The following is a 14354-nucleotide window of genomic DNA, read 5'->3' as shown; positions in this document are numbered from 1 at the left end:
TGCCCGGACGTCAGCGTTTGGCCGGGACGCGCAGGGGCTGGCCCAGGGAGAGGCGGCGCGAATCCACGCCCGGATTGACGGCCAGGAGATCGTCCGCCGGTATGCCCAGGCGTTTGGCGATAATTGCGATGGTGTCGCCTTTTCGGACGGAATAGACCGAACCGCCGGCCTTGGCCGGCGCGGCCTTGACCGGGGGGGCCAAGGGGGCCTGGGCCGGGGAGGGGGCCTCGTCCGCCACCGGGCGCACGTCCCTGGCGTAGAGGCGCAGTTCGTCCACGCTGGCCAGGGGGGGAAACGTTTCCCGGTCCGCCACGGCGGCCAGGACCACACCGGCCAGGAGCCGGGCCCCGCCGTCGGTCAGATGCACCCCGTCGGCCGTGCGCAGGACGAGCGTGTCGCCGGTGGCCCCGTCCCGGCCATGCCGGCTGAAACGACCGTCCGGATCGGAAAAGGCGGCTTCGGTGTCGATGAAGCGGCAGCCGGGCGTCTTGCCGCACATGGCGGCCAACGCGGCGTTGACCTGCTTGACGCCCGAGGCCAGGCCCGGGTCGCCCATGGCCGGGACGCCCACCCAGTAGACCACGACCCCGGGATTGGCCTGGCGGCAGATGGCCACCAGCTCTCCGGCCTTGGCCGCGTAGGCCCCGGCCCAGGCGGGATTGTCGAAATAGATGCGTCCGCCCTCCGGGCCGTCCACGGGCATGACGTCGTTGGCGCCGATCATGACCACGACCACGTCCGGCGCGGTTCTCCCCACCAGTTCGCGCAGACGGGCCGGCCAGTCGAGAAGTTCGGGCCGCGTCAGGCCCGTGGAGCGCATGCCGTCCCGCACGAAATCGATGCCGGGCGCGCCGGCCAGGGCCCGCTCCATCTGCTCCCCGAGGCTTATGGACAGGGAGTCGCCGACTTCGAGCAGTTTGAGGGCTTTGGGCGCGGGAGCCGTCCCGGTGGGCAGAGTCGGGGCGCGTTGCGAAAAAACGGTGGAGGGGGCGATGTCGACGGCCTCTCCCGGCGCGTCCGGAGCGTTGCGGTCGCAGGCCGCTCCGGCCAGGCAGGCCAGGCACAGGAGCAGGGCCGCCAGGCCGCCCCGCCCGGGACGGAATCCCGGTCTTCCGCCAAGGCCCGGTCGCCGGGCGCGGCCGCTACGGAGCGGCGGGAACTGGGGCATGGGCCGCGTCCGGGGTTTTGGGCCGAAGCTCCACATCCTTGGCCATGGCCGCCAGAAAGGATTGGGCCAGGATGTCGCCGCCGGCCACGGTGAAGTGGACCTTGTCGTTGGCCCGCACCTTGATTTTCACGCCTTTTTCATTGGGCAGAAACGTGGAATAGCCGCCCTGGGCGTCGGCCAGGAGGTTCCAGGTTTCCAGGAACCGGCTGGAGCCGAACTTGTCGCATTCGGCCTTGACGATGTCGTTCATGATCTCGGCCTGCCGGGCATAGGGCGCATCCCCCATGATGGGCAGGCCGATCCAATAGTTGCGGATGTTTTTCTCCTGCAGGGCGGCAAGGAAGTTCTCCACCCGCATGGCGAAGACCTCGGGCCAGGTCTTGTTGGGGCTGCCGGCCGGCCGGGGCTTCTCGTTGACGTTGATGTACTTGGCGTCGTTGGCCCCCATCATGATGACCACGATGTCGGGCTTGTACTTGTCGAGAAAGACCCGCAGGGCCTTGCCCCAGTCGTAGTATTTGGGATTGGCTAGGCCGCTTGAGACCTTGCCCTCCTCGATCAGTTCCATGCTCTCAAACTCCGCCAGGGAGCGGCGAAGGGACAGGGAGAGGCCGATGGCCAGCGAGTCGCCGACCACCAGCACCTTGCGGGGGGCCTCCTGCTTGCCGGCGGACAGGGAGGGGCCGTCCGCCGGGGCTGCCGAAGGCGCGGGCCTTGGCGCGGCCGGCGCGGCGACGGGAGGCGCGCCCTCCTCGCCCTCGGGCGACAGGGGGGAGAGGGGCGGGGACAGGACGGCGAGCAGGCCCTCGGCATCCACGGGCTGGTCGGGCTTGAGAACAGGCTGGTTGGGATCCAGGCGTTCGCGCAGGGCCTCCTCGGCCTTGCCCGTGGTCGGGTCGTCGCGGCAGGCCAGGGTGTTTTTGTAGGTCTCGTCGAAAAAGGGCGCCAGGGCGCAGTCGATGCGGCGGGAGGAGGCGGCCAGGCCCAGCTCGCGCCAGACGTTGCGCACGCGCCGCACCTGCCGGGCCAGCTCCGGGGCCGGACCGTCGGCCAGGCGATCGTCGACCCAGACCGAGACCTTTTCGATATTGGCAAGCACCGTCACGGCCAGGGCGATGCAATAGATGCAGCAGGCTTTTTTCCAACTCATGGGGTTCGGTCTTCTCGGCGGTTGAGGGATGGAGCTCTCGCGACCGGGCGGGACTAGCGTGCGGTCGTCATGCCCGTGGCGATATGGTCGGTCAGAAGCTTGCAGCCGGCCGCTGTGAAATGGACGCCGTCCTTGCCGCGCAGGGCCACGGCCTTGCCGGCCACCGTCTTTTTGGCGCAGAAGTTCCCGGATTTGTCCGCGAAAAGGTCCCAGGAGTCGATGAAGCGGCACGAGGTGGCTGTGGCGCAGGCCGCCCGCATGGCCTCGTTGGCGGTCCAGGCCCGTTGGCTGAACGACTTCTCCCGCATGGGCGGCAGGCCCACCCAGTAGACCCTGACCTTGTGCCGCCCGGCGATTTCCAGGAAGCGATGGGCCTTGGCTTCGAAGTCATGGGACCATTGGGGGGTGCCCCGGCCGTTTTTGGCGTCATTGCCGCCAAGCATCACCAGCAGGATATCGGGCTTCTCGGCGATTAAAAAATCGGCCAAGGCCTTTTCCCAGTCGTAAAAGTGGGGGGATTCCAGTCCGGTGGAGGTCTTTCCCCGGCTGGCCAGGACCACCGGTCCGGCGGTCCTCAGCGACTGTTCCATGGTCAGGCCAAGGCCCACGGCAAAGGAATCGCCGACGATGAGGACTTTCTGCGGGGGCTGGCCGGAGGCGCCCGACGTCCCGGCCGGAGGGCAGGCCTGCGGAGACGGCGCGGCGACCTGTCTGGCCGGTTCCGGCTGTCTGGCCGCCCCCTTTTTCCCGGCCCAGGCGCCGGGGGCGAGGGCAAGGATCAGCCCGGCCGTCAGGGCGATGGAGAGGCGCTGCAGTGTCCGGGGGGTGTGCCTGTGCCAAAGAAACGGAGGGAACTGTCGCATCGAGGCAACCATAAACCCGGCCTGGGGCTTTGTCCAGACGCGGCGGCTACGGCTCCCGGGCGGCCTGGGGCGGGCCGCCCGGGAGAGGGATCGAATGCCGGCTAATCCAGGTGCTTGGAGCCCACCCAGCCTTCCTGGCCCCGGGTGAAGGCCCAGACATGGGTCCAGCCGCCTTCGTGGCCAAGGACCTGGACCTGTTCCCCGGCGTTCAGGGAATTGATGATGCCGCACTTGGTCCCGGGGCAGGAACGCAGGCTCAGGCCGTTGGTACTGACCACGGCATAGACCGCGTCCGGAGGCACGACCACGCCCACGGGCAGCGGCATGCAGCCGTAGCCGGGCGACCAGTAATACCCGGCCGGGCACGGCGGCGGGCCCGCCGGCGGATAATAGGCCGGCCCGGCCGCGATCGTGCAGCCCGAAACGGCCAGAAGGGTTGCCAAACCGAGCCAAAGCCACGAACCGCGTACTGCCTTCATGGGTCTACCTCCCGCCTTGTGGGCCGTTTCGCCCGTTGGCCCGTCCCGCGTCCCGGGGCGGGGGGACGGGCCCGCCCCGGGAACACAGATCGGATTTTTCCATCCTTGCCATCCGTAGCATTGCGGGGATGGCCCGGTCAACGCGGGGCGGCATAAAAATGCCCGGTCCATCCCTTTACAATCCCAGGGCAAAGGGACTATAAACTTCCTTTTTATCAATTCCCGGGAAGTTGCGCCGCAAGGATACCGTCATGCCCCAACATTTCCTGACCATTCTGGACTTCACCCCCGAAGAGGCCGTCCGCCTGCTCGACCGCGCCGCCGCCATGAAGGCCGCCAACCACAGGAGCGATCTGCTTCACGGCAAGACCTGCATCCTGGTCTTCGAGAAGGCCTCCACCCGGACCCGCGTCTCCTTCGAGGTCGCGGTGCGCCACCTCGGCGGCTGGCCGATCTTCATGACCCAAAACGATTCCCAGCTCGGCCGCGACGAGCCCATCCGGGATACCGCCCGGGTCTTGTCCCGCTACGCGGACTGCCTGATCGTGCGCACCTTCGGCCACCACAAGCTCCAAGAGCTGGCGGAGAGCGGTTCGATTCCGGTGGTCAACGCCCTGTCCGACGAATACCATCCCTGCCAGATCATGGCTGACCTGCTCACCATGCGCGAGCACTCCGGCCGCCTGGACGGACTTACCGTGGCCTTTGTCGGGGACGGCAACAATATCGCCCACTCGCTCATTAACGCCGCCGCCCGTTATCCTATAAAGGTCGTGGTGGCCGCGCCCAAAGGCTACGAGCCCGACCCGGCGGTGGTGGAAAAAGCCCGCAGCCTCGGCGCGGACGTGGCCGTGGTCAACGACCCGGCCGAAGCGGCCAGGGGCGCCCACTACCTGTATACCGACGTCTGGGCCTCCATGGGCCAGGAGGCCGAGCAGGCCAAGCGGGCCAAGGCCTTTGCCGGTTTCCAGATCAACGACGCTCTCCTGGCCCTGGCCGCGCCCGGGGCCAAGGTGCTCCACTGCCTGCCGGCCCACCGGGGCGAGGAGATCACGGACGCGGTCATGGAAGGCCCGGCCTCCATTGTCTGGGACGAGGCCGAAAATCGCCTGCACGTCCAGAAAGCCATTCTCGAATGGATTTTCACCAAGGCCTAAGCGCCGTTTCGATAAGGAAAAACGCCATGAGCACCATCAAGAAAGTCGTCCTGGCCTATTCCGGCGGCCTCGACACCTCGGTCATCCTCAAGTGGATCAAAAAGACCTACGCCTGCGAGGTCGTGACCGTCACCTGCGACCTGGGCCAGGAAGAGGAGCTCGACGGCCTGGAAGACAAGGCGCTTCGCACCGGCGCGACCAAGGCCTACATCGACGACCTGCGCGAGGAATTCGCCAAGGACTTCATTTTTCCCATGCTGCGGGCCGGAGCCGTGTACGAGGGCCGCTACCTGCTTGGCACCTCCATCGCCCGGCCGCTCATCGCCAAACGGCTCGTGGAAGTGGCCCGGGCCGAGGGGGCGCAGGCCGTGGCCCACGGCGCCACCGGCAAGGGCAACGACCAGGTCCGCTTCGAGCTGACCACCGGCGTCCTGGCCCCGGATCTGCGCACCATCGCCCCCTGGCGCGAGTGGGACTTCGCCTCGCGCACGGATCTCCTTAATTTCGCCAAGGAAAATGGCATCCCGGTTCCCTCCGACAAGAAGGGCTCGGACCACAGCATGGACCGAAACCTCCTGCACCTGAGCTTCGAGGGCGGGGAATTGGAAGATCCCTGGAACGAGCCGAGTGCCGATACCTATCTCCTGACCGTGCCCATCGAAAAAGCCCCGGATGAGCCGGAGGTGATCACCATCGATTTTGAGCACGGCGATCCGGTGGCTGTTGACGGCGAGAAGCTCTCGCCGGCCGCCCTGGTCAAGAAGCTCAACACCCTTGGCGGCCGGCACGGCATCGGCCGTATCGACATGGTGGAAAACAGGTTCGTGGGCATGAAGTCGCGCGGCATCTACGAGACCCCGGGCGGCACCATTCTCCACGTCGCCCACCGCGACCTGGAAGGCATCTGCCTGGACCGCGAAGTCATGCATCTGCGCGACAGCCTCATCCCCAAATACGCCGAAATGGTCTACAACGGCTTCTGGTACGCCCCGGAGCGGGTGGCCCTCCAAGCCATGATCGATCAGGCCCAGGAGCGCGTGACCGGCACGGTGCGGCTTAAGCTCTACAAGGGCCAGGCCTATCCGCTCGGCCGCAAGTCGCCCAACAGCCTGTACAATCCCAAGCTGGCCACGTTCGAAAAGGACGAAGTCTACAACCAGGCCGACGCCACCGGCTTCATCCGCCTGGTCGGCCTGCGCCTGCGCGGCCTGGGTGTGAAGTAGCAGGAAGAATGCCTCCGGCGGCCGGGGGGGATGATCCCCCCGGACCCCCTCGACGGGAGGCCTTCCCGGAGAGACAATTTTCGATTTGCCGCACACGACGCGAAGCCCATTAAGAGTTTTTGGGGAGGGTGGGGGTCCGGGGGAGGGAACCCCTTTTTGCAAAAAGGGGTTCCCTCCCCCGGTTCCTCCTCCGCTTCCCAAGGGAGACAGCACCATGTCCACGAAAATGTGGGGCGGGCGGTTTGGCGAGGGCACCGGGGCCTTGATGGAGGCCTACAGCGAGTCCGTTTCCTACGACAAGCGGATGTGCCGCCAGGACGTGGCCGGCAGCAAGGCCCACGCCAGGATGCTGGCCAGGCGCGGCATCCTGACGAACGAGGAGGCCGAACGGATCGTGGCCGGCCTTGACCAGGTGCTGGACGAAATCGAGGTCGGCGTGTTCCCGTGGCGCGTCGAATTCGAGGACGTGCACATGAACGTGGAGCAGCGCCTGACGGAACTGATCGGCCCCCTTGGCGGCAAGCTCCACACCGGCCGCAGCCGCAACGACCAGGTGGCCCTCGATTTTCGGCTCTACGTGGCCGAGAGCCTGGATGTCTGGGGACGGTTGCTGCGCGAGTTGATCACGGTCTTCGTGGCCCGGGCCGGCGAGCACCAGGATACGCTGCTGCCCGGCTGCACCCATCTCCAGCCGGCCCAGCCGGTGAGCCTGGCCCACCATCTGCTCGCCTACGCCTGGATGCTCAAGCGCGACTGCGAGCGGGTCGAGGATGCGTTGCGGCGCGTCAGAATTTCGCCCTTGGGGGCCGCGGCCCTGGCCGGCACCACCTATCCGCTGGACCCGGCCATGGTGGCCCGGGCGGTCGGCTTTTCCCACGCCTTTGCCAACAGCATGGACGCGGTCTCGGACCGGGATTTCGTGCTGGAATCGCTTTTTTGCGCCTCGGTGGTCATGGCCCACCTCAGCCGCTTCTGCGAGGAGATCATCCTCTGGGCCAACCCCAGGTTCGGCTACGTGGCTCTGCCCGACGCCTACGCCACCGGATCGAGCATCATGCCCCAGAAGAAAAATCCCGACGCCGCCGAACTGATGCGCGGCCGGGTCGGCCGGGTCTACGGGTCGCTCATGGGCATGTTGACCGTGGTCAAGGGCCTGCCCCTGACCTACAACCGCGACTTGCAGGAAGACAAGGAACCCTTTTTCGACGCCGACGACACGGTCCGGGCCTCGCTTCGGGTCATGGCCGGCATGCTCGGCGAGCTGGCCTTCCGGCCGGACCGGATGCGCGAAGCCCTTGCCCAGGGCTTTCTGAACGCCACGGAACTGGCCGACTACCTGGCGGCCAAGGGCGTGCCCTTCCGGGAGGCCCACCACATCACTGGCCGGGCGGTGGCCTATGCCGAGTCCCAGGGCAAGGCCCTCGAGCAATTGACGCTTGATGAATTGCTTGTATTTTCCCCGGCCATGGGCGACGACGTTTTCGAAGCCCTGCGGTATGAAACAGCCGTGGCCCGACGCAACGGACCCGGCGGCACGGGTCCCGAATCTGTGACCACCCAGATGGCGGAACTCTCCCGATGGCTTCAAAAACGCTAAATCTCCAGCTCTCCTGCCTCCAGGCCATAAGCGGCATCATCGACAAGGCTCTTGATCTGGAGCAGTCGCTGCAGGATATTTTGCGTATTTTGGCCGAGACCCTCTCCATGAAGCGGGCCACCATCACCCTGGTCGACCGCTCCACGGGCAAGCTCGTCATCAGCGTCTCCCAGGGCCTTTCAGCCGAGGAGAAGCGCCGGGGCGTCTACGGCCTGGACGAGGGCGTCACGGGCCTCATCTTCCAGACCGCCTCGCCCTACGTGGTGCCGGACATCCGCGAGGAGCCACTTTTCCTGGACAAGACCCGGTCGCGCAAGATCGAGCGGGACCGCATCTCCTTTGTCGGCGTGCCCATCATCCTCCACGGCCAGGCCATCGGCGTCCTGAACGTGGACCGGCTTTTCGGGGACGAGGTGTCCTACGAAGAGGACGTGGCCTTTTTGACCGTCGTGGCCACGCTCATTGCCCAGTTCATGAGCCTGAACCAGAAGTACGAGGCCAAGGTCCAGGACTTAAAGCGCGAAAACGTCACGCTCAAATTCAAGCTTTCCCAGGAAACGCGCGGACTTTACATCGTCGGCAAGAGCCTGGCCATGCAGGAGGTCCAGCGGCAGATCGAAAAGGTCGCCCCGACCAGGGCCACCGTGCTCCTCCTTGGCGAATCCGGCACCGGCAAGACGCTCATCGGCCGCATCATCCACGACCTGTCCGAGCGCAAGGACTATCCCTTCATCAAGGTCAACTGCGCCTCGATCCCGGAAAACCTCCTGGAATCGGAACTGTTCGGCTACGAGAAGGGGGCCTTCACCGGGGCCGACCAGACCAAGCCCGGCCGGTTCGAGGACGCGCACAAGGGCACACTTTTCCTGGACGAGATCGGCGAACTGCCCCTTGGCCTCCAGGCCAAGCTCCTGCGCGTGCTCCAGGACCGGGAATTCGAGCGGCTTGGCAGCAACAAGACCCGGCAGGTGGATGTGCGGATCCTGGCCGCCACCAACAAGGACCTGGCCACTCTGGCCGAGGAGGGCTCGTTTCGGCCCGACCTCTACTACCGCCTGAACGTCTTTCCCTTGCAGGCCCCGCCCCTTCGGGACCGCAAGGAGGACATTCAGAGCCTGCTCATCCATTTCCTCAACAAGGTTTCCAAGGAATACGCCAGAAAGTTGACCTTCTCCACCGAGGCCCTGGCCATCCTCAAGGAATACGACTGGCCGGGCAATGTCCGGGAGATGGAAAACCTGGTCGAACGGCTGGTCATCCTGGCCGAAAACGAGCGCATCGACGCGGATCTTATCCGCCCGTACCTGACCATGCAGTCCCGGGACGAGGGTTTCGAGGCCGGGCGGGACGGCGGCGAAGGCTCGCCGTCGCTCAAAAGCCTGGAAAAGTCCGTCATCATCGACGCGCTTCGCCGCAGCGGCGGCATCCAGCACAAGGCGGCCCGGGAACTCGGCATCACCCCCCGCCAGATGGGCTACCGGGTGAAAAAATTCAATCTCGAATCCCTGGTGGCCGTGCAGCGGGTGAAAAACCGCTTCTAGCATTCCCTCCCCCGTTCCTTCCCTGCCGCCGGCGGAGCCGGCCAGGGGAGGCCGCATTTCCTTTTTTCCGTTCCTGTCTCCCCATGTCCCGGATCGTGTTCGGGACGGGTCTTCCACCGCTCTTCCCGGCCTAGCGGCTCATGTCCCTGTAGAGGGCGTCCAGGGCCGTGAAAAGATCTGTCCGTTCCCGGTCAAAGGCGGCCATGGCCGCGCCGAGCCGTTCTCGCCGGCCGTGGGCCACCAGGTCCACGATTTCCCGGGCCAGGTCGTGGACCCGGGCGTGGCGGCGTCCCACTTCCCGGAAAAGCGTCTGGCCGCCGAGCCCTTCCCTGGCCGCGGCGTCGTACCATTGGCCAAAGGCGCACTGGTGGTGGTTGTCCACCTGGGAGACGGCCAGCCGGGTGTGGCCCTCGATCACGGATTCGAGCCGGCTCCGCCAGGCCAGGTGCATGGCCTTGACCGCGCCGATGTCAAAGGGCGGGGTGCCCGTGTCGTAGCGGGCCAGCCCCTCGGCCCGGGCCTTGGCCATGGCGGCCAGCTCGCCGGCAGCGGCCCGCATCTGGAGCGAGGCCGCGCCGATGTCGCCGAGGTTGCGGCTCATGCCCATGACGTCGGCTCCGACGTCGCGAAGCGACTCCAGGCAGGCAGCCACATCCTCGTTGACCGCGTGCAACTCGGTCGCCGACCGCTCCAGGTTGTCCGTGATTTCCGCCGAAGCCTGGGCCTGTTCCTCGGCCGCGGCCGAGGCGGTGTGCACCACGTCCTTGAGCTTTTCCATGACGGCCGTGATGGTCGCGACTTCCCGGCCGGCCTCGCCCATGGTCCCGACCATGCCGTCGATGGCCGCGATCTGCTCCCGGGCCAGATCCACGGTCACGGCAATGGCCGCCTCGGATTCGGCCATGGACTGGATGCCCTGGCTCGAGAGGCGCTGGATGCCGGCGATGGACTGCCCGACCTGCCGGGTGGCGGCCATGGTCTTTTCCGCGAGCTTTCGGACCTCGTCGGCCACCACCGCGAAGCCCCGGCCCGATTCGCCGGCCCGGGCCGCCTCGATGGCGGCATTGAGGGCCAGCAGGTTGGTCTGGTCGGCGATGTCGGAAATGATGCCCATGACCGAGCCGATGGCCAGGACTTCGGCGTCAAGGGCCCGCATGTCTCCGTCAAGGGCCTGCCCCTTTTCCCGGACCGCTTCGATGGCCTCGGCCACCTCGTGGATGCCCGTGGCGCTGCGCCCGGCCAGTTTGCCCAGGGCTTCGATGCGGCCGGCATTGATCCGGGCCGCGTCGGCCACGATATCGGCTTCGGTCCGGGTGCGCTCGAGGGTGCCGGCGATTTCCCGGCTGGCCTGGCGCATCAGGTCCATGGACGCGGCGATGCCGTCGATGTGGCGTCCCCCGGCCTTGGCCGCCCCGGTGATGGCGTCCAGGCGCAGGGCCAGTTCGGCCGTGGCGTCGCCGATGTGCCGGCCGCGCGCCGCTCCCTCGTTGCAGGCCCGGCTGAGGTCCCGGGCGTCCTCCAGCATGGTTCCGGCATGGGCGGCCATGGTGCCGACCGCGTTTTTGCTGTCCAGAAAGGCGGTCCTATAGACGGCCAGGACCGGCGAGGGATTGCCCGGCTGCACCAGGCTGCCGGATTCCAGGGCGGCCAGCGTTTTTTCCGAGACCGTGGCCCGGCGCGTCGCCGGCAGGAGGATGCGCCGGGCGAGATAGGCCATGGCCGCGGCCAGGGTGGCCCAGCCAAGGCCCACGGCCGAAAGCCCGATCCAGGGGGCCGGATCGGCCTGGCCAAGCCGCCAGGCCGCCACGGCGCAGACGGCCAGGCTGACGAGCAGGGCGCCGGCCATGAAGGGGAGGGAGGGGCGAGCCTCGGGAAGAACGGTGGTTGGCATGGGAGCTCCGTCTACTTGATATTGATTTTAAATATCAAATAGACGGAGTCCCGGCAAAGGGCAAGGGAAAATATCGCCGCAACGACCTGCTGGAGGGCCGGGCAGGGGAGGCCGTGCCCGGCCGCAAGGGTTCCGCCACCGGACCGTCCCGGGTCGGGTGCGATCACCAGGCCACGGGCTTGGGGTTGATGGTGTCAAAGCCCATCTGGTGCCAGTAGGGGTAGGCGGGCTGGCGGTGACTGGCGGTGTCGAGCTTCGCCACCTGCTCGGGCGTCAGGTTCCAACCGACCGCCCCCAGGTTCTGCCGGAGTTGCTCCTCGTTTCTGGCCCCGACCACGATGTTGGCCACGGTCGGGCGCTGCAACAGCCAGTTGAGGGCGACCTGCGGCACGGTTTTGCCGGTCTCGGCGGCCACCTCGTCCAGGGCGTCGACCACTGTGAAGAGGTATTCCTCCTCGACCAGGGGGCCGCCTTCGGCGCCGCCGGATTTGATGCGTCCCTCGGGCAGGGGCTGGCCCCGCCGGATCCTGCCGGTCAGCCGGCCCCAGCCAAGCGGGCTCCAGACCATGAGCCCGACGCCCTGGTCCAGGCCAAGGGGCATGAGCTCCCATTCGTAGTCGCGGCCGACCAGCGAATAGTTGCCCTGGTAGGCCACGTAGCGGGCCAGGCCGTATTTCTCGGACACGGCCAGGGATTTCATGAGGTGCCAGCCCGAGAAGTTGGAGCAGCCGATGTAGCGGATCTTGCCGGCCGTTATGAGGTCGTCCAGGGCGCGCAGGGTCTCCTCCACCGGGGTGTGGGCGTCGAAGCCGTGCATGAAATAGAGGTCGATGGAGTCGGTGCCGAGCCGCGTCAGGCTGTCCTCACAGGCCTTGAGCAGGTGGCGGCGGGACGAGCCCCGGTTGTTGGGCCCCTCGCCCATGGGAAAGGTGGCCTTGGTCGAAACGATGGCCTTGTCCCGCCTGCCGGCCAGGGCCTTGCCAAGGATGATTTCCGAGTTGCCTTCGGAATAGGTGTTGGCCGTGTCGAAGAAATTGACTCCGGCCTCCAGGCAGATGTCCACCAGGCGCGTGGCCTCCTCGACATCGGTCTGGCCCCATTTCTTGAAAAACTCGTTGCTGCCCCCGAAGGTCCCCGTGCCGAAGCTCAGCGCCGGAACCCAGAGGCCGCTGCGTCCAAGTTGCCGTAGTTCCATGGGAAGACTCCTTGTTTGGTGAAACCGTCGTCCTGGAGCATGGACCCGCTGCCGTCGTCTTGCTGTCTGTCCGCCCATTGCCGGCCATCTCGGCCTGGAGCGGGGAATTTCCCCGAAAAGGAGCGGGCAGGGGCCCTGGTATGGTCGCAACCTCTTGCTTTTCGGAGGTGGTGTCAATGCCGGTTTCTCCGGAAGGCTGGCCCGAAGCCGACGGCCTGGGCCGCAAACGCAAAAGCCGCCTGCGGCGGGGCAAGCGGCTTTCGGGTCCGGGAACCGGACGCCGGACCGGGGGCCGGCGTGGCGGCGGCTGGATCAGGCCCGACTGAAGTGCCGGTACTTGATGCGGTGGGGGATGTCGGCCGCAGCGCCCAGGCGGGCCTTGCGGTCGGCTTCGTATTCCGTGAAGTTGCCGTCGAAAAAGACGGCCTGGCTCTCGCCCTCGAAGGCCAGGATGTGGCTGGCCACCCGGTCAAGAAACCAGCGGTCGTGGCTTATGACCAGGGCCGAGCCGGCAAAGGCCAAAAGCGCCTCTTCCAGGGCGCGAAGCGTGTTGACGTCCAGGTCGTTGGTCGGTTCGTCGAGGAGCAGCACGTTGGCCCCGCTTTTGAGCATGAGGGCCAGGTGCAGGCGGTTTTTCTCGCCGCCGGAGAGGACCTTGACCTTTTTCTGCTGGTCCTGGCCGGTGAAGTTGAACCGGGCCACGTAGGCCCTGGCGTTGACGTCCTTGGTGCCGAGCCGGATGGTGTCGTAGCCTTCGCCCACGGCCTCGAACACGGTCTTTTCCGGGTCGAGCGACTCGCGGTTCTGGTCCACGTGGGCCAGCTCCACGGTCTCGCCGAGCTTGAAGGTGCCGGCGTCCGGAGTCTCCTGGCCGGTGATCATCCGGAAGAGGGTGGTCTTGCCCGCGCCGTTGGGGCCAATGATGCCGACAATGGCCCCGCGCGGCACGATCATGTTCAGATTTTCGAAAAGCAGCCTGTCGTCAAAGCCCTTGGCCACGCCCTCGGCCTCGATGACGTTCTTGCCCAGCCGCGGTCCGGGCGGGATGTAGATCTCCAGGTCCTTGGCCATGCCGTCCGATTCCTGGGAAGCCAGGGTTTCGTAGGCCGAGATGCGGGCCTTGGACTTGGCGTGGCGGCCATGGGCCGACATCCGCACCCACTCGAGCTCCCGGGCCAGGGTCTTTTGGCGCTCGCTTTCGGATTTCTCCTCCTGGCGCAGCCGTTCCTGCTTCTGCTCGAGCCACGAGGTGTAGTTGCCCTTCCAGGGGATGCCGCGGCCCCGGTCGAGTTCGAGGATCCAGCCGGCCACGTTGTCGAGGAAATACCGGTCGTGGGTGACGGCGATGACCGTGCCGGGATAGCCGTGGAGGAAGTGCTCCATCCAGGCCACGGTCTCGGCATCCAGGTGGTTGGTCGGTTCGTCCAGGAGCATGATGTCCGGTTTCTGGAGAAAGAGCCGGCACAGGGCCACCCGGCGGCGTTCGCCACCGGACAGGACCGCAACCGGCGTGTCGGCCGGCGGACAGCGCAGGGCGTCCATGGCCATTTCCAGCCGGCTGTCCAGTTCCCAGGCGTCCAGGGCGTCGAGCTTTTCCTGGACCTCGCCCTGGCGTTCGATCAGCTTGTCCATGGCGTCGGCCTCCATGGGCTCGGCAAAGGCGGCGTTGATGTCCTCGAATTCCTGGAGCAGGGCGACCGTCTCGGCCACGCCTTCCTCGACCACTTCGCGCACCGTCTTTTGGACGTCGACCAGCGGGTCCTGCTCCAGGTAGCCGATGGTGTGGCCGGGGGTGAGGACGGTCTCGCCCTGGAAATCCTTGTCCAGGCCGGCCAGGATTTTGAGAAGCGTGGATTTGCCCGAACCGTTGAGGCCGAGCACCCCGATCTTGGCGCCGTAGAAATAGGACAGGGAGATGTCCTTGATAATGGGCTTTTTATCGTGGAACTTGCTCACACGGATCATGGAATAGATGATTTTATTGGGCTCGGCGGCCATGAAACCTCCTTGAAGGCTGGCAGTGGTCCCGACCGGCGGCCGGTCGGGGCGGTTGGGCGGACAGGGCCCGGAAAAGGCAAGCGGCCCCCCGT

11 protein-coding genes are annotated in these 14354 nt (G+C 66.5%); 4 read left to right on the top strand and 7 right to left on the bottom strand.

All coding sequences use genetic code 11. The annotated features are described in order from the left end of the window. Positions 1–10: 10 nt before the first annotated feature. The 4 genes from DFW101_RS05010 to DFW101_RS04995 form a co-directional block, all read right to left on the bottom strand. Positions 11–1168, bottom strand: coding sequence for a DUF459 domain-containing protein (locus DFW101_RS05010; protein WP_009180432.1), 1158 nt, complete (start codon positions 1166–1168; stop codon positions 11–13). After that, entirely contained in the window at positions 1143–2318 is a 1176-nt protein-coding gene (locus DFW101_RS05005; protein WP_009180431.1) for an SGNH/GDSL hydrolase family protein, read from the bottom strand. The genes DFW101_RS05010 and DFW101_RS05005 overlap by 26 nt, the downstream gene beginning before the upstream one ends. 53 nt (positions 2319–2371) lie before the next feature. Next, the gene (locus DFW101_RS05000; RefSeq protein ID WP_232286152.1) at positions 2372–3181 is read right to left on the bottom strand and encodes a DUF459 domain-containing protein; all 810 of its coding nucleotides are present in this window, start codon (positions 3179–3181) and stop codon (positions 2372–2374) included. 101 nt (positions 3182–3282) lie between these two features. Beyond that, entirely contained in the window at positions 3283–3660 is a 378-nt protein-coding gene (locus tag DFW101_RS04995) for an SH3 domain-containing protein (protein ID WP_009180429.1), read from the bottom strand. Between the two features lie 251 nt (positions 3661–3911). On the opposite strand from DFW101_RS04995, the gene argF reads away from it, so the two are divergent. From argF to DFW101_RS04975, 4 genes are all read left to right on the top strand, one after another. Next, on the top strand, positions 3912–4817 hold the full coding sequence (argF, locus tag DFW101_RS04990; RefSeq protein WP_009180428.1) for an ornithine carbamoyltransferase: 906 nt from the start codon (positions 3912–3914) through the stop codon (positions 4815–4817). Between the two features lie 26 nt (positions 4818–4843). Continuing rightward, a complete protein-coding gene (locus DFW101_RS04985; RefSeq protein WP_009180427.1) occupies positions 4844–6040 on the top strand; it encodes an argininosuccinate synthase in 1197 nt (398 codons plus the stop codon). Positions 6041–6254: 214 nt separating this feature from the next. Next, positions 6255–7637, top strand: coding sequence for an argininosuccinate lyase (gene argH / locus DFW101_RS04980; RefSeq protein WP_009180426.1), 1383 nt, complete (start codon positions 6255–6257; stop codon positions 7635–7637). Continuing rightward, a complete protein-coding gene (locus DFW101_RS04975) occupies positions 7619–9178 on the top strand; it encodes a sigma-54-dependent Fis family transcriptional regulator (RefSeq protein WP_009180425.1) in 1560 nt (519 codons plus the stop codon). Before argH ends, DFW101_RS04975 begins: the two co-directional genes overlap by 19 nt. Before the next feature lie 130 nt (positions 9179–9308). Here DFW101_RS04975 and DFW101_RS20225 read toward each other — a convergent pair whose 3' ends face one another. From DFW101_RS20225 to ettA, 3 genes are all read right to left on the bottom strand, one after another. Beyond that, complete coding sequence (locus DFW101_RS20225; RefSeq protein ID WP_009180424.1) at positions 9309–11069, bottom strand: methyl-accepting chemotaxis protein; 1761 nt, start codon at positions 11067–11069, stop codon at positions 9309–9311. A gap of 163 nt (positions 11070–11232) precedes the next feature. Next, complete coding sequence (locus DFW101_RS04965) at positions 11233–12264, bottom strand: aldo/keto reductase (RefSeq protein ID WP_009180423.1); 1032 nt, start codon at positions 12262–12264, stop codon at positions 11233–11235. Between the two features lie 312 nt (positions 12265–12576). Further along, positions 12577–14262, bottom strand: a complete 1686-nt coding sequence (gene ettA / locus DFW101_RS04955) for an energy-dependent translational throttle protein EttA (RefSeq protein WP_009180422.1) — start codon at positions 14260–14262, stop codon at positions 12577–12579. Positions 14263–14354: the final 92 nt, after the last annotated feature.

The sequence above is a fragment of the Solidesulfovibrio carbinoliphilus subsp. oakridgensis genome, from assembly GCF_000177215.2.
Taxonomy (GTDB): Bacteria; Desulfobacterota; Desulfovibrionia; order Desulfovibrionales; family Desulfovibrionaceae; genus Solidesulfovibrio; species Solidesulfovibrio carbinoliphilus.
This window is presented reverse-complemented; position numbering and strand designations above follow the sequence as displayed.

Bases quoted from the DNA above. Each gene is read 5' to 3' on its own strand.
- DFW101_RS05010 (WP_009180432.1), bottom strand. From the start codon at position 1,168: ATGCCCCAGTTCCCGCCGCTCCGTAGCGGCCGCGCCCGGCGACCGGGC.
- DFW101_RS05005 (WP_009180431.1), bottom strand. From the start codon at position 2,318: ATGAGTTGGAAAAAAGCCTGCTGCATCTATTGCATCGCCCTGGCCGTG.
- DFW101_RS05000 (WP_232286152.1), bottom strand. From the start codon at position 3,181: ATGCGACAGTTCCCTCCGTTTCTTTGGCACAGGCACACCCCCCGGACA.
- DFW101_RS04995 (WP_009180429.1), bottom strand. From the start codon at position 3,660: ATGAAGGCAGTACGCGGTTCGTGGCTTTGGCTCGGTTTGGCAACCCTT.
- argF (WP_009180428.1), top strand. From the start codon at position 3,912: ATGCCCCAACATTTCCTGACCATTCTGGACTTCACCCCCGAAGAGGCC.
- DFW101_RS04985 (WP_009180427.1), top strand. From the start codon at position 4,844: ATGAGCACCATCAAGAAAGTCGTCCTGGCCTATTCCGGCGGCCTCGAC.
- argH (WP_009180426.1), top strand. From the start codon at position 6,255: ATGTCCACGAAAATGTGGGGCGGGCGGTTTGGCGAGGGCACCGGGGCC.
- DFW101_RS04975 (WP_009180425.1), top strand. From the start codon at position 7,619: ATGGCTTCAAAAACGCTAAATCTCCAGCTCTCCTGCCTCCAGGCCATA.
- DFW101_RS20225 (WP_009180424.1), bottom strand. From the start codon at position 11,069: ATGCCAACCACCGTTCTTCCCGAGGCTCGCCCCTCCCTCCCCTTCATG.
- DFW101_RS04965 (WP_009180423.1), bottom strand. From the start codon at position 12,264: ATGGAACTACGGCAACTTGGACGCAGCGGCCTCTGGGTTCCGGCGCTG.
- ettA (WP_009180422.1), bottom strand. From the start codon at position 14,262: ATGGCCGCCGAGCCCAATAAAATCATCTATTCCATGATCCGTGTGAGC.